The organism is Sphingomonas sp. GV3, assembly GCF_031082075.1.
Lineage (GTDB): Bacteria > Pseudomonadota > Alphaproteobacteria > Sphingomonadales > Sphingomonadaceae > Sphingomonas > Sphingomonas beigongshangi.
This window is the reverse complement of record NZ_JARWLE010000001.1, coordinates 2,345,151-2,363,685: the sequence shown is the minus strand read 5'-3', so window position 1 is coordinate 2,363,685 and position 18,535 is coordinate 2,345,151. Positions and strand designations below refer to the sequence as shown.

22 protein-coding genes and 2 tRNA genes are annotated in these 18,535 nt (G+C 66.7%); 12 read left to right on the top strand and 12 right to left on the bottom strand.

Annotated features, from left to right (window positions below):
• Positions 1 to 59: 59 nt before the first annotated feature.
• On the bottom strand, positions 60 to 1,466 hold the full coding sequence (mgtE, locus tag RF701_RS11305) for a magnesium transporter (protein WP_203309108.1): 1,407 nt from the start codon (positions 1,464 to 1,466) through the stop codon (positions 60 to 62).
• Between the two features lie 107 nt (positions 1,467 to 1,573).
• On the opposite strand from mgtE, the gene RF701_RS11300 reads away from it, so the two are divergent.
• Positions 1,574 to 2,047, top strand: coding sequence for a peptidylprolyl isomerase (locus RF701_RS11300; protein WP_210357495.1), 474 nt, complete (start codon positions 1,574 to 1,576; stop codon positions 2,045 to 2,047).
• A 45-nt stretch (positions 2,048 to 2,092) separates the two neighbouring features.
• Here the strand turns inward: RF701_RS11300 and RF701_RS11295 are convergent, their stop codons facing one another.
• Together RF701_RS11295 and RF701_RS11290 are read right to left on the bottom strand one after the other, a co-directional pair.
• Complete coding sequence (locus tag RF701_RS11295) at positions 2,093 to 2,263, bottom strand: Flp family type IVb pilin (protein WP_246848027.1); 171 nt, start codon at positions 2,261 to 2,263, stop codon at positions 2,093 to 2,095.
• A gap of 73 nt (positions 2,264 to 2,336) precedes the next feature.
• Positions 2,337 to 3,230, bottom strand: a complete 894-nt coding sequence (locus tag RF701_RS11290) for a LysR substrate-binding domain-containing protein (protein ID WP_210357496.1) — start codon at positions 3,228 to 3,230, stop codon at positions 2,337 to 2,339.
• A gap of 284 nt (positions 3,231 to 3,514) precedes the next feature.
• On the opposite strand from RF701_RS11290, the gene RF701_RS11285 reads away from it, so the two are divergent.
• Positions 3,515 to 5,788 (top strand): CDC48 family AAA ATPase, encoded by a 2,274-nt coding sequence (locus RF701_RS11285; RefSeq protein ID WP_210357497.1) that lies wholly within the window; start codon positions 3,515 to 3,517, stop codon positions 5,786 to 5,788.
• A gap of 155 nt (positions 5,789 to 5,943) precedes the next feature.
• Here RF701_RS11285 and RF701_RS11280 read toward each other — a convergent pair whose 3' ends face one another.
• The gene (locus RF701_RS11280) at positions 5,944 to 7,227 is read right to left on the bottom strand and encodes an MFS transporter (protein WP_210357498.1); all 1,284 of its coding nucleotides are present in this window, start codon (positions 7,225 to 7,227) and stop codon (positions 5,944 to 5,946) included.
• The gene (locus RF701_RS11275; RefSeq protein ID WP_374758618.1) at positions 7,224 to 7,568 is read right to left on the bottom strand and encodes an antibiotic biosynthesis monooxygenase; all 345 of its coding nucleotides are present in this window, start codon (positions 7,566 to 7,568) and stop codon (positions 7,224 to 7,226) included. The genes RF701_RS11280 and RF701_RS11275 overlap by 4 nt, the downstream gene beginning before the upstream one ends.
• Positions 7,569 to 7,759: 191 nt before the next feature.
• Here RF701_RS11275 and RF701_RS11270 point away from each other — a divergent pair, with 191 nt between their 5' ends.
• Positions 7,760 to 8,374: a class I SAM-dependent methyltransferase gene (locus tag RF701_RS11270; RefSeq protein WP_203309114.1), complete on the top strand. Its 615-nt coding sequence runs from the start codon at positions 7,760 to 7,762 to the stop codon at positions 8,372 to 8,374.
• A 148-nt stretch (positions 8,375 to 8,522) separates the two neighbouring features.
• A complete protein-coding gene (locus tag RF701_RS11265; protein ID WP_246848028.1) occupies positions 8,523 to 9,014 on the top strand; it encodes a MarR family winged helix-turn-helix transcriptional regulator in 492 nt (163 codons plus the stop codon).
• Here the strand turns inward: RF701_RS11265 and RF701_RS11260 are convergent.
• Entirely contained in the window at positions 8,945 to 10,132 is a 1,188-nt protein-coding gene (locus RF701_RS11260; protein ID WP_308815008.1) for a phosphatidylserine/phosphatidylglycerophosphate/cardiolipin synthase family protein, read from the bottom strand. The genes RF701_RS11265 and RF701_RS11260 overlap by 70 nt on opposite strands.
• Before the next feature lie 272 nt (positions 10,133 to 10,404).
• Between RF701_RS11260 and rpoZ the strand changes: the two genes are divergently transcribed.
• Positions 10,405 to 10,749, top strand: a complete 345-nt coding sequence (gene rpoZ / locus RF701_RS11255) for a DNA-directed RNA polymerase subunit omega (RefSeq protein ID WP_115378194.1) — start codon at positions 10,405 to 10,407, stop codon at positions 10,747 to 10,749.
• A 201-nt stretch (positions 10,750 to 10,950) separates the two neighbouring features.
• On the opposite strand, the gene RF701_RS11250 is transcribed toward rpoZ, so the two are convergent.
• Entirely contained in the window at positions 10,951 to 11,622 is a 672-nt protein-coding gene (locus tag RF701_RS11250) for an RlmE family RNA methyltransferase (protein WP_288934486.1), read from the bottom strand.
• A 28-nt stretch (positions 11,623 to 11,650) separates the two neighbouring features.
• On the bottom strand, positions 11,651 to 12,697 hold the full coding sequence (locus RF701_RS11245) for a Ppx/GppA phosphatase family protein (RefSeq protein ID WP_203309118.1): 1,047 nt from the start codon (positions 12,695 to 12,697) through the stop codon (positions 11,651 to 11,653).
• Between the two features lie 158 nt (positions 12,698 to 12,855).
• Here RF701_RS11245 and RF701_RS11240 point away from each other — a divergent pair.
• Positions 12,856 to 12,929: transfer RNA gene (locus RF701_RS11240), tRNA-Gln, on the top strand.
• Between the two features lie 131 nt (positions 12,930 to 13,060).
• Here RF701_RS11240 and RF701_RS11235 read toward each other — a convergent pair.
• The gene (locus RF701_RS11235; RefSeq protein WP_308815007.1) at positions 13,061 to 13,330 is read right to left on the bottom strand and encodes a hypothetical protein; all 270 of its coding nucleotides are present in this window, start codon (positions 13,328 to 13,330) and stop codon (positions 13,061 to 13,063) included.
• Positions 13,331 to 13,685: 355 nt separating this feature from the next.
• Between RF701_RS11235 and RF701_RS11230 the strand changes: the two genes are divergently transcribed.
• From RF701_RS11230 to RF701_RS11210, 5 genes are all read left to right on the top strand, one after another.
• Positions 13,686 to 14,645 (top strand): AraC family transcriptional regulator, encoded by a 960-nt coding sequence (locus RF701_RS11230; RefSeq protein ID WP_308815006.1) that lies wholly within the window; start codon positions 13,686 to 13,688, stop codon positions 14,643 to 14,645.
• A gap of 188 nt (positions 14,646 to 14,833) precedes the next feature.
• Positions 14,834 to 15,364 (top strand): helix-turn-helix transcriptional regulator, encoded by a 531-nt coding sequence (locus RF701_RS11225; protein WP_308815005.1) that lies wholly within the window; start codon positions 14,834 to 14,836, stop codon positions 15,362 to 15,364.
• A gap of 29 nt (positions 15,365 to 15,393) precedes the next feature.
• A complete protein-coding gene (locus tag RF701_RS11220; protein WP_203309122.1) occupies positions 15,394 to 15,762 on the top strand; it encodes a hypothetical protein in 369 nt (122 codons plus the stop codon).
• A gap of 2 nt (positions 15,763 to 15,764) precedes the next feature.
• Positions 15,765 to 16,211: a hypothetical protein gene (locus RF701_RS11215; protein ID WP_210357504.1), complete on the top strand. Its 447-nt coding sequence runs from the start codon at positions 15,765 to 15,767 to the stop codon at positions 16,209 to 16,211.
• A 2-nt stretch (positions 16,212 to 16,213) separates the two neighbouring features.
• On the top strand, positions 16,214 to 16,657 hold the full coding sequence (locus RF701_RS11210) for a MarR family transcriptional regulator (RefSeq protein ID WP_246848150.1): 444 nt from the start codon (positions 16,214 to 16,216) through the stop codon (positions 16,655 to 16,657).
• A 94-nt stretch (positions 16,658 to 16,751) separates the two neighbouring features.
• Here the strand turns inward: RF701_RS11210 and RF701_RS11205 are convergent, their stop codons facing one another.
• A complete protein-coding gene (locus RF701_RS11205; protein ID WP_210357506.1) occupies positions 16,752 to 17,186 on the bottom strand; it encodes a hypothetical protein in 435 nt (144 codons plus the stop codon).
• A gap of 30 nt (positions 17,187 to 17,216) precedes the next feature.
• Positions 17,217 to 17,293 (bottom strand) — tRNA-Arg (locus RF701_RS11200).
• On the opposite strand from RF701_RS11200, the gene RF701_RS11195 reads away from it, so the two are divergent.
• Positions 17,266 to 17,922: a hydrolase gene (locus RF701_RS11195; RefSeq protein WP_308815004.1), complete on the top strand. Its 657-nt coding sequence runs from the start codon at positions 17,266 to 17,268 to the stop codon at positions 17,920 to 17,922. The two genes, RF701_RS11200 and RF701_RS11195, sit on opposite strands and share 28 nt — an antisense overlap.
• Before the next feature lie 2 nt (positions 17,923 to 17,924).
• Here the strand turns inward: RF701_RS11195 and RF701_RS11190 are convergent, their stop codons facing one another.
• A complete protein-coding gene (locus RF701_RS11190; protein WP_288935228.1) occupies positions 17,925 to 18,527 on the bottom strand; it encodes a TlpA disulfide reductase family protein in 603 nt (200 codons plus the stop codon).
• Between the last annotated feature and the right edge of the window lie 8 nt (positions 18,528 to 18,535).

Below are 18,535 nucleotides of genomic sequence, written 5' to 3'. Positions count from 1 at the left end.
TAGGAGTGGCAAGTCGGGCAGCGACCCGTGCGTCGAGAAGACCGGCAGCGATAGGGCGGTCAGCCGCCGAGCCCCCACAGTGTCGCAAGGCCGAGGAAGGAGAAAAAACCCATCACGTCGGTCGCCGTCGTCACGAACACCGCCGAGGACACGGCGGGATCGACGTTCGCCTTGTCGAGGGCGACGGGCACGATCACGCCGACGAGCCCGGCGACGAGACTGTTGATCATCATCGCGAGCGCGAAGACGATGGACAATTGCGCGTTGCCGAGGATCACGTAGCTACCGAGCGCGCCGACCAGGCCCAGCGCGACGCCGTTGCACAAGGCGATGCGGAACTCGCGCAGCAGCATGCGGACGGTGTTCGAACTGGTCAGCTGGTTGGTCGCCAGCGCCCGCACGACGACGGCGAGCGTCTGCGTGCCGGCATTGCCGCCGAGCGCGGAGACGATGGGCATGAGCGCAGCAAGCAGCGCGAAGCGGCCGATCTCGCCCTGGAAGAGGCCCACAACGGAGGCGGAGAGGATCGTCGCACCGAGGTTGACGACCAGCCAGGCGACGCGGCTGCGCACGGTCAGCCGGATCGGCTCGTTGATGTCGCCCTCGCCCGCGCCGGACAGGCGCAGCGCGTCCTCGCCCGCCTCCTGCTGGATGATGTGGACGATGTCGTCGACCGTGATCATACCGACCAGCCGCTCGTCGTCGTCCACCACCGCAGCGGAGATCAGCGCGTATTTCTGGAAGCGCAGCGCGACCTCCTCCTGGTCCATGTCGACCGGGATCAGCGTCTGCTCGCGCTTCATCACGTCCGACATGGCGATGCCGCGGGGGGTGCGCAGGATCCACGACAGCTGGCAGGTCCCGACCGGGTGGTGGCCCGCATCGACTACGAAAATCTCCCAGAAATCGGTCGTGAGTTCCTCGTGGCTGCGCAGAAAGTCGATGACGTCGCCGACGGTCCAATGCTCGGGCACCGCGATCAGCTCGCGCTGCATCAGGCGGCCGGCGGATTCCTCGGGGTAGGATAGCGCCTCCTCGATCGCGGCGCGATCGTCGGGGTCGAGCGCGCGCAGTACCGCGCGCTGCTCGTCTTCGTCCATGTCCTCGATGATCGCGACCGCGTCGTCGGTATCCAGCGCAGCGGCGATGTCCGCGACCTGATGCGGCTCCAGCGCATCGATCAGCGTCTCGCGGACATAGTCGTTCATTTCCGCGAAGACGTCGCCGTTCAACTGGTCGGCGACGGCGCGGGCGAGGGGACCGCGATCGTCCTCGGGCACGATCTCGAACAGGTCGGCAAGGTCGGCAGGATGGAGCGGCTCGACGAGGTCGCGCGCTTCCTCGTCATTATGGTCGCGGACCGCCTCGAGCACCGCGTCGACGAATTCGGGGCGCAGCCGGTCGTCCTCGTCGAGCTCGGTCTCGCCGTCCTCGTCGATCACCTCGGGAAGTTCGTGCTCGCTCATCGCTACCTCCCTCCGGTTCGCGCGGGCTGGCCTTACCCGCAGCCTTTGCGATTTGCCAGCGGGACGAAGCGACACTACCTGCGCGCCAGCAACAAGAGGAGCCGATCATGGCCGACACCGAATATCAGACGCTGACGCTCACGCTCGACACCAACGACGGCGAAGGCGGCGACGTCACGATCCGCCTGCGTCCGGACCTGGCGCCGAACCATGTCGCGCGCATCGCGGAACTGGCCAACGAGGGCTTCTACGACGGCGTCGTCTTCCATCGCGTCATCCCCGGCTTCATGGCGCAGGGCGGCGACCCGACCGGGACCGGCATGTCGGGTTCCGACAAGCCGAACCTGAAGCAGGAATTCTCGAAGGAACCGCACGTGCGCGGCGTCTGCTCGATGGCGCGGACGATGGATCCGAACTCGGCGAATAGCCAGTTCTTCATCTGCTTCGACGACGCGCGCTTCCTCGACGGTCAATATACCGTCTGGGGCGAGGTGACCGACGGCATGGAGCTGGTCGACGCGCTGCCGAAGGGCGAGCCGCCCGCGAATCCCGGCAAGATCGTCAAGGCGCGCGCGGCCTGACGCGGCCGGCGGACCGGTCGTCGCGCCGGTCCGCCACCGACGACGTCAGCTGGCCTTCATGTTCGACGTGACGTTGCCGAAGGTCGTCTGAAGCTTGCCGCCGAGCCCCTTCATCGACGCGATCGCGGCAATGGCGATCAGCGCCGCGATGAGGCCGTATTCGATTGCAGTCGCGCCCTGCCGGCTGCCGATCAACGCCCTGACAATTCGAATCATTGCACTTTCGCTCCCGTTTACCGGGGGGCATGTGCGGGCGAATTCTTGACGCTGCGTTAAGCCTGTCATCCGATCAGTCGGATCCGTGCTCCCCGAGCGTCCGGATGAGCCAGTCGTGGAACAGCCGCACCGGGCGCTGCTGCAACGCCCGCGGGCGGCAGACGAACCAATGGCTGTAGGGGCTGTCGACCTCGATATCGAAGAGCCGGACGAGGCGCGGGTCCTTGGCATTCTCGAAATGGCTGGCGTGCATGAAGGCGACGCCAAGGCCCTGCGCCGCGGCTTCGAGCATCAGCACGCCCGAATCGAAATAATCGGTCGCAAGCGGTTCGACGTCGCCCAGGCCGATCGCGTCGCGCCACGCGGAGATGGTATCGGGCATTTCGCGGTGGATGAGGGCGGTCAGCCGCGACAATTGCTCGGGTCGCGTCACCGGGTCGGGACCTTCCAGCAGCGTGCGCGCACCGATGACATAGACGGAGTTTCGGTCGAGCCGCTTGGCATAGAGCGACGGATCGATCTCCCGCGCGAGCGCGATCACCGCGTCCAATCCCTCCCCGAGCCGCACGACGCCATGCCCCGCCGTGTCGATGTCGAGATGCAATTCGGGATGTTCGTGACGCAATTTGCCGAGGTGCGGGAACAGGCGCTGCGACGCGAACAATGGCAACACGCCCAGCCGCACGCGAAGCACCTCGACCGTGCCGGTCAGCGATTCGACCGCGTCGGACAGCGAGTCGAGCAGGGGGGCAAGTTGGGCGAGCAGCCGCTCGCCGTCGACGTTTAGCGTCATCGCCTGATGTCGTCGTTCGAACAACGGCCTGTCGACGAACCGCTCAAGCGACTGGACGCGACGGCTGAGCGCGGGCGCCGACAGGGCGAGTTCGGCGGCCGCGGCCTTCACCGACCCGAGCCGCGCCACCTGCACGAACGCCTCGATCGCCCCCAGCGGCGGCAGCCTGCGCATGCTTCCTACCCTCTTGCCCGCCCAGCCGGACGCACCGACAGGCAGACGACGATTGCAACTTATGCAATCATAACCTGCGTTCTTCGCACTTGCAACATGGGCGGGCTCGCCGCAAACGGACCGGGCCTTTCAGGCATCCTCTCCTAAAAACTTTCACGGGCCGCTCCTTTCTGGACGCGGCCCTTTTTTTGTCCTGCAGCCTGGGCTCCCGGGGTCGCATCGCCGGAACCGGCTTCCTACCTCGCGCGCTTCGAACTCCATTTTCGACGGCAGAAGGACAGATCATGGCCGAAGGCGATGCACCTCAGCGCAAGATCCAGGTGGCGAACGCACGCCCGGAGGATTCGGGCCGGGGCCTTGCGCATCTGCCGCGGAGCCTGATGGCGGCCCTGGGCATCGGCGAGGGCGACGTGATCGAGATCGTCGGCAAACAGTCGACGCCCGCGCGCGCGGTCGGTCCCTATCCCGAGGACGAGGGCATCGACGTGCTGCGCATCGATGGCCTGCAGCGGGCGAACGCCGGCGTCGGCGCGGGCGACTTCGTCGAGGTGCGTCGGGTCGAATCGAAGCCGGCGACGCGCGTCGTCTTCGCGCCGGCGCAGCAGAACCTGCGCCTGCAGGGATCGGTGCAGGCGCTGAAGCGCACCTTCTTCGGCCGGCCGCTGGCGCAGGGCGACATCGTCGCCACCGCGGGGCAGCAACGCGTCACCAACATGCCGCCGGGCGTGCAGCAGTTCATGAACGCGCCTGCCTACGCTTTGCAGGAAATCCGGCTTGCGGTCGTGTCGGCGAGCCCCAAGGGCGTCGTCCATATCGACGAGAATACCGAGGTCGAATTACGCCCGGAATATGAGGAGCCGCAGCAGGCGCGGCGTGCCGACGTCACCTATGACGACATCGGCGGTATGGCGACGACGATCGATCAGTTGCGCGAGATGGTGGAGCTGCCGCTGCGCTATCCCGAATTGTTCGAGCGGCTCGGCGTCGAGCCGCCCAAGGGCCTGTTGCTCTATGGGCCCCCGGGCACCGGCAAGACTCGGCTGGCGCGCGCGGTCGCCAACGAGAGCGACGCGCAGTTCTTCCTGATCAACGGTCCGGAGATCATGGGATCCGCCTATGGCGAATCGGAAGGTCGACTGCGTGAGATCTTCGAGGAGGCGGCGAAGAGCGCGCCCTCGATCGTATTCATCGACGAGATCGATTCGATCGCACCGAAGCGCGGCAATGTGCAGGGGGAGGCGGAGAAGCGAGTCGTCGCGCAATTGCTGACGTTGATGGACGGGCTGGAGGCGCGCGCCAATCTGGTCGTCATCGCCGCGACCAACCGGCCCGAGGCGATTGACGAAGCACTGCGCCGTCCCGGCCGCTTCGACCGCGAGATCGTGGTGGGTGTGCCCGACGAACGTGGGCGGCGCGAGATCCTGGGCATCCACACGCGCGGCATGCCGCTCGCGGACGGCGTCGACCTCGCCGAGCTGTCGCGCACCACCTATGGCTTCGTCGGCGCCGATCTCGCCGCGCTGACGCGCGAGGCCGCGATCGAGGCGGTGCGGCGGATCATGCCGCGCCTCAATCTCGAGGAGCGCACCATCCCCGCGGAGGTGCTCGACACGCTGTCGGTGACGCGTGACGATTTCCTCGAGGCGCTGAAGCGCGTCCAGCCGAGCGCGATGCGGGAGGTGATGGTGGAGGCGCCGCGCGTCCGCTGGGAGGATGTCGGCGGCCTCGACAAGGCGCAGGAACGGTTAAAGGAGGGCGTCGAGCTGCCGCTGAAGAACCCGGATGCCTTCCGGCGCCTCGGGATCCGGCCGGCAAAGGGCTTCCTGCTCTATGGGCCGCCAGGCACGGGCAAGACGCTGCTCGCCAAGGCGGTGGCCCGCGAGGCGGAGGCGAACTTCATCGCGACCAAGTCTAGCGACCTGCTGAGCAAATGGTACGGCGAGAGCGAGCAGCAGATCAGCCGGCTCTTCGCGCGCGCGCGCCAGGTCGCGCCGACGGTGATCTTCATCGATGAGCTCGATAGCCTCGTGCCCGCCCGCGGCGGCGGCCTCGGCGAGCCGCAAGTGACCGAGCGCGTTGTCAACACCATCCTTGCAGAGATGGACGGGCTTGAGGAGTTGCAGTCGGTCGTCGTCATCGGCGCGACGAACCGCCCCAACCTCGTCGATCCTGCGCTGCTGCGACCCGGCCGTTTCGACGAGCTGATCTACGTCGGCGTGCCCGACAAGGAGGGTCGGCGGCGCATTCTCGCAATTCAGACGGGCAAGATGCCGCTCGCGGCGGACGTCGATCTGGACGTGATCGCCGCGCGGACCGACCGGTTTACCGGAGCGGATCTGGAGGATGTCGTCCGTCGTGCGGGCCTGATCGCGTTGCGCCGGTCGGTGACGGCGCAGGAGGTCTATATGAGCGATTTCGAGGATGCGCTGGGCGAGGCGCGCGCCAGCGTGACGCCAGAGATGGAAAAGGACTATGAACAGATCGCCGCTCGGCTGAAGCAGGAGGCGGCGGCGATCCAGCCGATCGGCTTTGCGATGCCGACGCGCAAGGCCGATTAAGGTGTGGTCGAGCAAGGCTTGGTGGGGCGGTGGCGGCCCTCGCTCCCACCACGCCGCTCATGCCGGATCGACGGTGCCGGCGGCTCGACGGGGGGTGAAAGCCGGCGCTGCATCCACACGGATGGACCAGACTCTGCCGCCGCCCCTTCACCGTTTCAGCGCAAGGCGCGCCAGCCGTAGCTCGCGAGAAGGAGCAGCGCGCCCGCGACGATGAGGTAGGGCGCGGGATGGGCGAACTCGTATAGCCCGATGCCGATCGAAGGGCCGAGCACGAAGCTGGCGCCATTGACGCTGGTTACCTTGCCGGCGACCGAGCCCTGGGCGGCCGGACCGACCGCCAGGCTCGCGCCGGCGGTAAACCCGGGGCGGGTGAAGCCGAATCCGAGGCTCGCCAGCGCGTAGGCGGTGGCGATGCCGTAGAGCGATGTCGCAAGTCCCGTCAGCGCACACCCGGTTGCCGCGAGCAACGCGCCGATCAGCACCAGCCGCCGCGGACTGAGCCCGAGAAGCGGGATCACTCCCCATTGCACGAGCAGCGCGGCCCCCGCGCCCATCATCAGAACGATACCCGTAGGTTCCAACGCGGCGGCCGGCGTGAGGTGAAGACGATCGATGACGAGAAAGCCGATCACCTGGCTCGCGACCGCCTGGGCATGGCCGGCGACGAGCCCGGCGATCATCCACGCGCGCACCCGCGGATCGGCGAAGCGCACCGCCTCCACATGCGGCTGCGTCGCGGCGGCGATACTGGCGCCCGTGGGTGCGCCGCCGATGGACGGATAGGCCGACGAGGCACCGTGGCCCGGGTGCGCGCCCGTGCGGTCGTCTGGCAGAATTGCGCGTACCGCCAGCGCCACGACGATGCCGAAGCCGGCGAAGACGAAGGCCGGGCCCGCAAGCCCGATCTCGATGGTGCCGATATGGCCGAGCAACAGATAGGGCGCGATCGCCGGCCCGAGGATCGTACCGAGCCCAAAGGCGGACGCGAGCAACGTGAGCGCGCGCGTCCGCTCCTCCCGCCCGGTCTCTCCCGCGACCAGCGCCTGCACCGCCGGAGGGGCTGCCGATCCGCAGCTTCCGTAGATCAGCCGACCGAGGATGAAGAGCCCGAATGCGGCGGTACCGCCGATCCAGCCGTTGATACCGGCCGCCAGGAAACTGCCGCACAGCAGCAGCGACGTCGCGAAGCCGGCAAGACCGATCAGGATCATCGCGCGACGCCCGTGCGTATCGGATCGAGCCGCCCAGAAGGGTGCGGCGATCACCCACAGCAACGCGGATACCGAAAAGGCTGCCGCGACCGCCTGATCTGCTACGCCAAGCGCGCGACCGAGAGCCGGCAACACCGATTGCAGGGCGGTATTGCCGGCGGCGATCGTCAGCATCACGACGAACAGCAACGCGAAGCGGCGATCGAGCGAAGAGACGGCGCGGCTCATGCGCGGTGCCAGCGATAGTCGCGCGCGACGGTGCAGACGGTGACGCTATAGTCGTCATACCAAAGCGCCCGCCCCGCCGCGCGCGTCGTCGCATGATCGGGATGGTCGCGCCAGGCGATCGCCGCCGCTTCGTCCTCCCAGTAGCTGACCGTGATGCCGAAGCCGTCCGCACCCCTAGCACTGTCGATGCCGCGATAGCCCGGCTGGCGCGCGGCCAGCGCGTCCATCGCAGCGGCCGCTTCGTCGTAGCCCGCAGCCTCGTCCCGGTTTCGCCGGGACGTGAAGATCACCGCCACCTGTCCCTGGCGTGTGCCGTCCATCACGATCCCCGCCCCGTCCATGACGCTCCCGCCCCGGCCGGGCGTCGCGCCGATAAGGCTTGGCGCAGCGTCGCCCGTCTCGCAACCCCGCATCTTTGCCGTCAAACGCGCCCGACCGAGCAACCCATGGTCTTGCCAGCTGTTTCACATTCGTGGCACGGGGATTGCCGTTGTGCGTCCTTTTCGGGACAACCACGAGACCAAGGAAGACGATGCCCAGTTCGACCACCGCCACCCGGCGCTCACGTACCCGTCCGGCTGGCGTTCCCAGCCCGGTGGCGATGTTCTTTCAGGGCTTCCTGAAGCATCCCGTGATGGTCGGCTCGATCATACCGTCGTCCGACAAGCTCATCCGAAAGATGCTCAAGCCCGTCGATTGGGCGACGTGCAAGGTCTTCGTGGAATACGGTCCGGGTGTCGGCACCTTCTGCCGTCCCATCCTAGACCGGATGGCGCCCGATGCGATCCTGATCGCGATCGACACCAATCCCGACTTCATCAACTATCTGAACCACGTCATCACCGACTCGCGTTTCTTCGCGGTGCACGGCTCGGCCGCGGATGTCGAAAGAATCGTACAGGATCACGGCCACGAAAAGGCGGACTATGTATTGTCCGGGCTTCCCTTTTCTACCCTGCCCGCCGGGGTAGGCCCTGCGATCGCCGCCGCGACGCAGCGTGTCATCCGGCCTGGCGGTGCATTCCTCGTCTATCAGTTCTCACCCAAGGTGAAGGACTTCCTGACGCCGCACTTCCAGACCATCGATCACGACATGGAATGGTGGAACGTTCCCCCCGCGCAGCTGTATTGGGCTTGGAAGGATTGATCCTTCGCAACGCATGAATTGAAATTTAAATACGGATTCAGGGGCGGGGAGGCTTCACGCCTATAATACGTTACGCTAGCGTCGGCAGATGGATGGAAGCCGCGTTACCCCCGCCCTTTTCCTGCATGACGCCGCGATCCGCCGGGGCATGGAGCTGATGATGTTCGCGCAGTCGCGTTTCGTGCGGACCGCGGACGAGAAGCTGGCCGAATTGGGTCTCGGTCGTGCGCACCACCGCGCGCTTTACTTCATCGGGCGCAAGCCAGACATCACCGTCGGTGAATTGCTAGAGCTATTAGGTATCACCAAACAGTCGCTCAGCCGCGTCATGCGCGATCTGATCGAGCGGCAGCTCGTCGCGGTGCGGCATGGGGAAAACGATCGGCGCAATCGCCTGCTCTGCCTGACGGCGGCGGGGCGGCAGCTCGAGGCGACGCTTTATGGGGAGCAGCGCGACCGGATGGCGGCCGCCTATATCGAAGCGGGGCAGGAAGCGGTCGGAGGATATTGGAAAGTTCTGGAATCCTTGATCCCGGAACCGGCGCGCAACGGCCTCGCCTCGTTAGACGGTCAGACGTCCTCGACCCCGAAATTCAACCCGCGCGATACCCCAGGATCGACGACCGCGATCAACAGATAGGCAGCGAACTGACGAAGGCGCTGCAACCAGCCGGTGTGCGCCTCGTACCAGTCGGGCGTGACATGCACCGAGCGTGCGATCTCGCCCTCGACATAGGCGCGAACCTTATCGGCAAATGCGGCGTCCTCAATGCGCAGCATCAGTTCCAGGTTGATGAACAGGCTGCGCATGTCGAAGTTGGCCGACCCGATATAGACCGCGTCGTCGATGACGTAGAGTTTGGTGTGCAGCTTGGTCGGCTGATATTCGTAGATCTCGACGTTTTTTCGCAGCAACCCGGCGTAGGTGAAACGCGCTGCGGCGATCGTCGCCGCATTGTCGGATTTGGCGGCCGTGACGACGCGAACGCGCGCGCGCCGCCGGCCGGCCTTGTCGAGTCGCCGCAACATCGTCGGCGAGGGCGTGAAATAGGCGGCGATCACGTCGATCCGTCGGCCGTGGCGCATGTCGTGGCGTACGGCGCGTGCCCAGGGCGACAGTCGTCGCGTCGGACCACCGATCAGCCAGCGCATCGCGCCTTCCGATTCGCTCCAGTGCGCCAGCGCGCGATTGAGGTGACGCAATTTGCCCTCGGGACGGGCGGCCCAGTCGAGCAGCGCGTCGAAATAGCCTGCCAGCCGTGCGGCAGCCGGGCCGGCGACGAGCAGGCCGAGGTCGCGCCATGCTGCGTCGGCGGGCGTGCCGAAATAATCGTCCTCGACATTGAATCCGCCGACGATGATCCGCGATTCCGGCGCCGTCTCCGCGTCGGCGAGTGCCAGCTTCTGGTGATTGCGGAGCAGATAGCGGCGGCCGAACCGAGGCGAGAAGCGGCATAACGTCACACCGGCTGCCGTCAGTGGCGCGAAGAAGGACGGACGATCCTCGCTGCCGAAGCCGTCGACGATCAGCGCTACTTTCACGCCGCGCTGGGCGGCGGCGATCAAGGCGGCGTTGACGCGTCGTCCTGTGTCGTCGTCGGCGTAGATGTAATAGAGGATGCGCAGCGAGATCGCCGCCTCGTCGATCAGCGTCAGCAACGCGTCGAGCCGCCGCGGCCCCGTATCGAGCAACGTCAGTCGGTTGCCCGCAACGCGGAAAACCGGTTGTGCGGCGGGTGCATCGGGCTGGTCTGCCATGATGCGACGATGGCTCCTCTCTCGGGACGCGGGAAGGGGCAACGAAGAGGATCGCCTTGATGTTGCACGCAGCGCATCCTGTTTGGTGGCGACCAAGGGATCGGCGCGGCGCATGTGCCGAAGCCCGTCCATCCTCGGGCAGCGGCAAAATCGTCCGGATCGCTGAGTCGAGGCGGCGGGAAGCAGGGTGTCGTGCCCTTTCTTTGACTTTGCGGGCGTGGGTTGCTAGAGGCCCGGCTTTCCATCATCGGTATTTGCGAAGGAAAGCGTCCATGGCGCGCGTCACTGTCGAGGATTGCGTCGACAAGGTTCCCAACCGCTTCGACCTCGTGCTGTTCGCAGCGCAGCGCGCCCGCCAGATTTCCGGCGGCGCCGAGCTGACGCTCGACCGCGATCGCGACAAGAATCCCGTCGTCGCGCTGCGCGAGATAGCCGAGGAGACCGTGCGTCCCGATCACCTTGAGGAATCGGTCGTCGGCAGCCTGCAGCGCGTGCAGATCGACGACGATGATGAGGTCGATGCGGTCGGCTCGCTCAGCGCGTCTGCCGAGGCGCTGCGGCTCACTGCAGCCGCGCCGCCGCGTAACCAGAATCTGGGCGCGGATTACGAAGGCTGATCCGGGGCGGCGGGCCGGCAAGGTTCGGTCCGACCCCGCACCGATCCCCGCCCGGCGAAAACGGCCGTCCTTTTAGACGCGGGGGCCAGCACTGCCCTTCTGACGACGCGGCCTGGCCGCGTCGTTTGCGTTTTGAGCGTGCCACCGTTGCTTAGGGCGTCCTGGGTCCCCATCGCGGTTCTCCGCGATAGGCGGGCGCTGCTATTCCGCCTTACGGCCCTTGAAACCCTGCGCGACGACGAACCATTCGACCGAACCCTTGCGACTTGAGGGCGGTTTGGCATGCTTCACCGTGGCGAATGCGCGCTTCATCTCCGCGACCAGCGTTGAATCCGCGCCCCCCGCGAAGACCTTGGCGACGAACGTGCCGCCGGGCGCCAGCACGTCCTGGGCGAAAGCCAGGGCGGTTTCGACCAACGCCATGGTGCGCAGCGCGTCGGTCTGCGGATGGCCGACGGTATTGGCCGCCATGTCGGATAGGACCAGATCGGGGGCTCCCCCAAGGGCGTCCATCAACAATCCCGGTGCGGCATCGTCCAGAAAATCCATCTGGAAAATCGTGACGCCGTCGATCGGATCGACGGGCAGCAGGTCGATCCCGACCACCTCCGCCTTGGGCAGCCGGCGCTTGATTACCTGGCTCCAGCCGCCCGGCGCGATGCCAAGGTCGACGACGCGTTTGGCGTTGCGGATGATGCCGAACCGTTCGTCCAGCTCGATCAGCTTGTACGCGGCGCGGCTGCGATAGCCCTCCGCCTTGGCGCGCCGCACATAGGGGTCGTTGAGCTGGCGTTCGAGCCAGCGCGTCGACTGCGCCGTGCGGCCGCGCGCCGTCTTGACGCGGGTGCGTAGGCCGCCGCCATCGCGGCTCATCGGCGCACGCTTGTCATCATCGTGTCGGTCACGGCCGTGGGCTCCCCATCAGACGGCGTAAAATCCCCTCGCGGATACCGCGGTCCGCGATACCCAGCCGTTCTGCAGGCCAGAGGTCGAGAATGGTCTCCAGTATCGCGCAGCCCGCGACGACGAGATCGGCACGTTCGCTACCGATGCAGGCGAGCTGCGCGCGCTCGTTGATCGCCATCCGCGACAGGTCGGCGCTGATGCGCCGCATCGCCTCGGCAGGGACGATCAGACCATCGACCTGCGCACGGTCGTAATGGCTGAGCCCCAGATGCACGCTGCCCAACGTCGTCACCGTCCCGCTGGTACCGAGCAGCCGCGGCCGTCGGACGGTTTTCGGCAGGCGCGATGCGAAAGCGGCGAAACTTTCCGCAACCGTGGCGCGCATGCGCGCGTAGGCGGCCAATCGGTCCGCCTCCGCCGTCGCGGTGCCTCCGGCGCTTTCCGTCAGCGAGACGACGCCCCAGGGCGCGGAATGCCAGTCGAGTACCCGCGGCATCGCGCCGCGCGGCGTATCGATCAGCACGAGCTCGGTCGATCCGCCGCCGATGTCGAAGACGAGCGCGGGATCATCGCCCGGCTCGATGAGCGCATGGCAGCCGAGCACTGCGAGGCGCGCCTCTTCCTCGGCGGAGATGATGTCGAGGTGGATACCCGTCTCGCGATAGGCGCGGGCGATGAATTCCGGACCATTGGCAGCGCGGCGACATGCCTCCGTCGCGACCGAGCGAGCAAGCGTCACGTTGCGGCGCTTGAGCTTGTCCGAACAGACACGCAGCGCCGCGATCGTGCGTTCGATCGCGGCATCGGAGAGGCGTCCGGTCGCGGCAAGACCCTCGCCCAGCCGCACGATGCGTGAGAAGGCGTCGATGACCGCGAAACCGTCCCCCTGCGGGCGCGCGATCAGCAGGCGGCAATTATTGGTGCCGAGATCCAGCGCAGCGAAGGCCTGCGCGTCGGACCAGCGGCCGCGTTGCGGCCGGATCGGCGCCGGACGGGCAGGCCTGGCCTGCCGGTACGGCTCTCGGGCGGAACGATCCCCCATGGCCGTGGTGACTCTTTCATTTCTGTTCTGCCGTCGCGGGCAACGTGTGGCCCGTTCGGTGCTTGCCCCCTAGGTAGCGTGCGCGCGCGCTTGCGACAAGCCGAGCGGACAGGCCCCGTTGACAGCCGACACCGGCCCGACTAGAGGCCGCTGCCTGTTGCCCCGTCGTCTAAAGGTAAGACTACGGACTCTGACTCCGTCAATTGAGGTTCGAATCCTCACGGGGCATCCAGGACATCGTTATCTCAGAATAGTGCAAGGCGGGCTTCGCCACGTCCGGCTGTCGCTCCGCGCGAGCTCGGCCATTGCGACCCCTGCGCCGCGCCCGTGACGGCGACATTCAGCCAGTCGCCGCCCCCTGAATCAATTGCGCATCAGGCTCGCTCGGGTCTCATGCTGCGGCACGTGTTCGCCAGCGGCTCTCCCGGTCGCAGGAGTGACGTCGAGCCGGTGATCGCCGCGCATATTTCTGCATGCCGGTGCTGCGCGATAGGTCTCGACGGCATCGATTTCGCTTTGGATCAAGTCGATCGCCAGCTGGATGTGGCAAATCGCGGCACCTACGTCGACGTCGTCCAGGACAGACGCAGCATGGTGGAGATGACGAATGGCGTCATTGGCGCGCGTGATCATGGCTCTCCCCTCGAAGTTTTCGAAGTCGCATCGCTTCTCTGCACGACGCGTCACAAATCCAAATATTTAGTCAACATGTGAACTTTGGCTATAGGCCTCACCCGCGAAGTGCGGATTTCCGTACGAGAGGGCGATATTCGCGCATTGTCCCGCCAGCATCATCTGCGTGATCTTTGCATCATTCCAGCGATTTGAAGCGGACGGAAACCTTGGAGGCGCATGGCGCGTGCGCGGAAATTGCATCCGCGCGCCACGTCAGTGTTGCGCTAATGACACATGTCAAGTATGAACAGAGTCAGGGAGGGCGTATGTCTGGCAAACAAAGCGAAGCGCTGAGGCCGCTCGGCGGGATAGCATGAGGGAAAGCGACTGGCGGCCCCAGCCGGCGTTCCATCATGCCGTGACGGACAACGGGCAACTGGATTCCATCAATGCCGGCGGCGGGCTCGCGGTCAGCTTCGCATCGCCCGGCAAGTCCGTTCATCTGTCGTTCGAGGGAAGCCAAAGCAAGACGCTGAGCGTCTGGCGCACCGAGAGCCGGTCGGGCTTCATGACGAAGCCGAAGATGGAAGCCGAACTGGTCACGATCCGGTTCGTTGATCGGGGGGCGATGGTACAGTTCGATCGAAAGGGGCGGGATCGGATCGCCGGGCCCAGCCAGGCGATTCTCACATCGTTCGATGCCATGCGCATAGGTCAGGCGACACCCGGATTCTGCGCGATCAGCGCGACTGTCGGACGCGATGCGGTGATGGCGGCCTGTCGTGCGATGTTCGGACCGGATAGCGCCACCGTTCCCGTGTTCGAGAGCGTCGTCGACGTCCAGACCCCGGGCCTTCTGTCGGTACGGGCGACAATCGAGTCGTTACAGAAGCGTCTGGTCGCGGCGAACGACGATTTCGACATGATCACGCCGCTGCTCCAGGAGGTGCTTCTCTACCAGCTCGTCGGCAATTGGCCGCTATTGGGGCGACCGAACACGGAGCGTACGCCGGATCCGACTGGCCGCGCGGTGCGGCGAGCAATCGACTTCATCGAAGGCAACCTGCAACGTGCCGTCACTCTTCGCGATATCGCACAGGCCGCCGGGCTGAGCGTGAGGGGCCTGCAGTCGGCGTTCAAGCGTCGGATCGGATGCAGCCCGATCCAGTATCTGATCGCCCGGCGCCTGGACCGGGTCCATGCCGATCTGCTCGTCGACGACGGCGACACGATCAGCGCCAGCGCCCGTCGCTGGGGCTTTATCCACATGAGCGACTTCTCCGCCCGATACCGCGCTCGATTCGGCTGCCTGCCGCGAGAGACGCGTCGATAGGACCCGTCGCCAGGATGCGGACAGGCGCGCATCCGCATTCATGGGCGCATCGCCATGTTGGCCCGTCTGCGCGAAGCCGATCTTCGCCTTTGCCTTCGCCTCGGCCCCTACGGACCGGGATCATTTTTCGCGAGCGCCGGCCGACGTTGCAGACCTCCGGTTTCGAATCGCATAAGGCGCGCAGGCTCATGATCGAATCATCGTCTTCCTCAGATCGCGACAAGGCGCTCGCCAAGCTCTCGCAGCGGCAGATCGACTGCCTGCGTCGCGTCGCCGAACTGAAGAAGACGGAGCAGATCGCCGAGGAACTCGGCATCTCCCCGAGTACGGTCAACACGCACATCGAGCGCGCGATGACCATCCTGGGCGCGCCCAGCCGCCGCGAAGCCGCACGTATGGTCGCGGCGATGCCCCTCGACGCACCGTCTGGACGGGCGGCGCCAACCCCCGCTCTCCCGTCGGATCTGGTTCCGGAGAAATCGCCTACGGAGTTTTCGCGACTGTTCGAACCGGTCGGTGACTTGCCACTTCCTGCCGTGGCGGTGCCGGAGCTGCCGAGGCGCAATCGTCTCGACCCGCTCCAGCGGATGGGCGTGGCGCTCCTTTCGCTCATCCTCCTGTGTCTGGCGATCGCCGGGCTCGGGGCCGCCATCGAACAATTGAGCGCGTGGCGATCCAGCCTTGCGCCATCAGGGATCAACCACTCGGGCCGACGCTGAACCGGTCGGCCCGTCGCGAAAGGCAGACCATGAGCCAGGACGTCGCCGTCGCCGCGCACACCGTGCGTGACGCTTTCATTCCGGCCGAACAGGCCGCCGACCTTGCCGCCGCACGCACGGCGCGACTGCTCGCCACCGTGCTCGAACAGCGCGCCGCGACAGGCGTCGCAATGGGCACGGGCGTGCCGATGATTCGCAAGATCGCCAAGTCGCTCGCCGCCCAGATCGAGGCACGCGAGGAGTTCGTCATGGCGCACAAGCTCGCTGCCGAATTGCCTGCGACCATGGGTCTCGACCCCACGATGTTCGGTGACGCGTCGGATTGCCCGCCGCCCGAGCAGCGGCCATCGGGCTCGGGTGCCAACCAGGGCAACGTCGTCGCGATCCGCGCCGCCTGACAATGCCGGGCCCGAACGTCATCGCCTTTACGCTGCTGCTGCTGGCGACGGTCGCGCTGGCGGGGTGGCGTGGAGGACAACCGGAAAAGATTGTCGCGGGCATGTTCGTGCTTGCCTATGTCGCCACGATGGCGGGCTATTCGGGGATGCCCGCGCGCTTCGCGCGGATAGAGCCTTACGTCGCCGCGATCGACATTGCGGTATTGGCGGGGGTGACGGTCGTCCTGCTGCGAGCGGACCGGTTCTGGCCGATTGCCGCCTTCGCGGCGCAGGGTGTCGCGGTGCTGACCCATCTTATCAAGCTGATCGACCCGGGGATCGTACGCCAGGCCTATGCCATTGCGCTCGCCGCGCCGGGTTGGCTGGCCGTGTTGATCCTGCTTGCCGGCGTCGTGCGGCATGCGCGCCGGGCCGCGATTTTCGGCCGTCAGCGGGACTGGAGTTGGTGACGATGGATATGGAGCAGCCGCGGCATTGGGCGGTCGACGAGTCCTGCCCGCAGGCGGCCGTGCCGCGGCAGCCGGAGGAGCGTGCGAGCGGCGGAACCGGCGCGTCCGGGCTGCCGCGATCCGACGCGCTGGCCGTCGCGCAGATGGTGCGGCGGGTGCGAATGGCCGCACGGACGGGTGCCGGGGCGCATCGCGATCTCTTCGCGGATCCGGCCTGGGACATGTTGCTCGACCTCTATGTCGCGCAAGGGGCGGGACGGCGCGTCAGCGTATCGGACGCCTGCATCGCCGCCGCCGTGCCGCAAGCGACGGCGCTCCGCTGGCTCAACATGCTAGACCAGCGTGGGCTCGTCGTCCGTACGGCCGATACGACCGACCGACGTCGCTGGTGGATGACCCTCAGCGCCGAGGGAGTCGCGCTGGTCGAACGCATGCTGCCGGACTGACATCTTCCGCGCGGGCGAACAAGCTGCTGGGGTCTGATGCATTTACGTTGAAGCCGAGCCGGCCCTCACCCGTCCAACCGTGCTGGATCACACATCAGGCATCATTCGCAAGAATGGCTGCGACGGCTTCGGCGTCGATGCCGAATGCGGCCGCAAGTCCGGCGACCGACGCTCCCCGCTTGAACAGGACGCGGATGCGCTCGTCGTCCACGATCGTCGTGTAGCCGCGCGTATCACGCTGCTCGCGCACGACGTCCTTGCGTCCCGAGCCGCGCGGGCGCGCGGGCGCCGCATGGGGATCGATCATTGCGCGCCGATCCGCAGCGTCCCGCCGTTCGACGCGGTCCGCCTCCCGTGCTTCGGCAGCGGCCGCGCGTTCGGCGGATCGGTTCGCCAGACGTTCGGCGAGCGCGGCCTCGCGTTCGCGCGCGCGCTCGGCGCGGTGCCGCGCCCGGCTAGTGGCGCCGTCTTCGCTGCTTCGGATGTGAAACCCCGGGGTCGAATCGACGCCCCAGCTCCTGTCCGCCACTGCGCGGTTCCCGCACTCGGAAAAAGTGAATGGCGCGCCCGGAACGATTCGAACGTCCGACCCTCAGATTCGTAGTCTGATGCTCTATCCAGCTGAGCTACGGGCGCTTGGAAGCGGCGCGCCTAGGCGATTCGCCGGGAGGACGCAACCCCTTGCCCGTCCGGCGGTTCTCGCCGGCATGCCCAGCTATGATCCCCGCTCCACCGCGCTTGTCCTCATCGACCTTCAAAAAGGTATCGTACCCGGCGACAAAGGGCCAAGGTCCGGCGAGGCGGTCGTGGCGACCGCGGCCGCACTCGCGGAGCGGTTCCGGAAGGCGGGTGCGCCGGTCGTGCTCGTCCATGTCGGCTTCACCGCGGCGGAAGCGCCCAGCCTCGAGGTCGATGCGCCCCGCCTGCCCAAGGACGGTACGCCGGCAGGTTTCGCCGACTTCGTCGACGGAGTCCGGCAGGATGGCGACATCGTCGTCCTCAAGCACCATTGGGGTGCGTTCACCGGCACCGATCTCGATCTCCAGCTACGGCGACGCGGTGTGCGGACGGTCGTGGTGGCGGGCATCGCGACCAACTTCGGTGTCGAATCGACGGTCCGCAGCGCGTGGGAGCTGTCCTATGATGTCGTGGTCGTTGAGGACGCCTGCACCTCGCGTTCAACCGAGCTTCACGAATTCGCCGTGCGCCACATCCTGCCGCAGATCGCTCGTCTCGTCGAAAGCGACGCGATCACACTGGCCTGAGGTTATTTCGCCTCGGCGATCAGCGCCTTGGCAGCGGCGCCCGTCCAGTCGTTGCCGCCGCGCCAGCGCCACACCTCCTTGCCGGTGGAGTCGAACAGCACGGTCATCGGCAGATTGGCGCCATAGCCGAGCGAGAGCGCCATCGCCTTGTCCACATAGGGCGTCAGCGCCGCGCCGCCGTGCGCTTGAAGGAATGCCGGCACCTTGTCGGTCGCCTGCATGTCTTGGCTGATCGCCGCGACGCGGACCGTGCCGGAACCCGCCAGTTTGCCGAGCGTGGGCAGCTCGGCGACGCAGGGGCCACACCATGTCGCCCACAGGTTCACCAGGACCGGTCTGCCGCGGAACGCGGCGAGGCTCGTCTGCTTGCCATCGGGACCGGTGAACGAAGCGGTCGGCGCCGCTTCGCCGCTATGGCTGCGATCGATGCCGGTTGCGGCGGCGGCCGCACCGGCCGCAGGCGCCGCCTCGTCGGGCGACGGCGCGCTCGCGTTGATCGCGGTCGCGTCGCCTTGTGCGTTTCCCGCGCTTTGCCTATCGCAACCGCCGATGGCGAGCGCCAGGAGACCAACCATCGCGACGCGCGCAAAAGGTGACGGGGACATGAGCGGTT

What these genes read in the sequence shown, in the direction of transcription:
- RF701_RS11280 (WP_210357498.1), bottom strand. Translation starts at nt 7,227, where the DNA reads ATGAGCCGCGCCGTCTCTTCGCTCGATCGCCGCTTCGCGTTGCTGTTC.
- rpoZ (WP_115378194.1), top strand. Translation starts at nt 10,405, where the DNA reads ATGGCGCGCGTCACTGTCGAGGATTGCGTCGACAAGGTTCCCAACCGC.
- RF701_RS11265 (WP_246848028.1), top strand. Translation starts at nt 8,523, where the DNA reads ATGGAGCTGATGATGTTCGCGCAGTCGCGTTTCGTGCGGACCGCGGAC.
- RF701_RS11270 (WP_203309114.1), top strand. Translation starts at nt 7,760, where the DNA reads ATGCCCAGTTCGACCACCGCCACCCGGCGCTCACGTACCCGTCCGGCT.
- RF701_RS11245 (WP_203309118.1), bottom strand. Translation starts at nt 12,697, where the DNA reads ATGGGGGATCGTTCCGCCCGAGAGCCGTACCGGCAGGCCAGGCCTGCC.
- RF701_RS11190 (WP_288935228.1), bottom strand. Translation starts at nt 18,527, where the DNA reads ATGTCCCCGTCACCTTTTGCGCGCGTCGCGATGGTTGGTCTCCTGGCG.
- RF701_RS11285 (WP_210357497.1), top strand. Translation starts at nt 3,515, where the DNA reads ATGGCCGAAGGCGATGCACCTCAGCGCAAGATCCAGGTGGCGAACGCA.
- RF701_RS11275 (WP_374758618.1), bottom strand. Translation starts at nt 7,568, where the DNA reads ATGGACGGGGCGGGGATCGTGATGGACGGCACACGCCAGGGACAGGTG.
- mgtE (WP_203309108.1), bottom strand. Translation starts at nt 1,466, where the DNA reads ATGAGCGAGCACGAACTTCCCGAGGTGATCGACGAGGACGGCGAGACC.
- RF701_RS11215 (WP_210357504.1), top strand. Translation starts at nt 15,765, where the DNA reads ATGCCGGGCCCGAACGTCATCGCCTTTACGCTGCTGCTGCTGGCGACG.
- RF701_RS11225 (WP_308815005.1), top strand. Translation starts at nt 14,834, where the DNA reads ATGATCGAATCATCGTCTTCCTCAGATCGCGACAAGGCGCTCGCCAAG.
- RF701_RS11235 (WP_308815007.1), bottom strand. Translation starts at nt 13,330, where the DNA reads ATGATCACGCGCGCCAATGACGCCATTCGTCATCTCCACCATGCTGCG.
- RF701_RS11210 (WP_246848150.1), top strand. Translation starts at nt 16,214, where the DNA reads ATGGATATGGAGCAGCCGCGGCATTGGGCGGTCGACGAGTCCTGCCCG.
- RF701_RS11260 (WP_308815008.1), bottom strand. Translation starts at nt 10,132, where the DNA reads ATGGCAGACCAGCCCGATGCACCCGCCGCACAACCGGTTTTCCGCGTT.
- RF701_RS11195 (WP_308815004.1), top strand. Translation starts at nt 17,266, where the DNA reads ATGCTCTATCCAGCTGAGCTACGGGCGCTTGGAAGCGGCGCGCCTAGG.
- RF701_RS11230 (WP_308815006.1), top strand. Translation starts at nt 13,686, where the DNA reads ATGAGGGAAAGCGACTGGCGGCCCCAGCCGGCGTTCCATCATGCCGTG.
- RF701_RS11295 (WP_246848027.1), bottom strand. Translation starts at nt 2,263, where the DNA reads ATGATTCGAATTGTCAGGGCGTTGATCGGCAGCCGGCAGGGCGCGACT.
- RF701_RS11250 (WP_288934486.1), bottom strand. Translation starts at nt 11,622, where the DNA reads ATGAGCCGCGATGGCGGCGGCCTACGCACCCGCGTCAAGACGGCGCGC.
- RF701_RS11300 (WP_210357495.1), top strand. Translation starts at nt 1,574, where the DNA reads ATGGCCGACACCGAATATCAGACGCTGACGCTCACGCTCGACACCAAC.
- RF701_RS11220 (WP_203309122.1), top strand. Translation starts at nt 15,394, where the DNA reads ATGAGCCAGGACGTCGCCGTCGCCGCGCACACCGTGCGTGACGCTTTC.
- RF701_RS11290 (WP_210357496.1), bottom strand. Translation starts at nt 3,230, where the DNA reads ATGCGCAGGCTGCCGCCGCTGGGGGCGATCGAGGCGTTCGTGCAGGTG.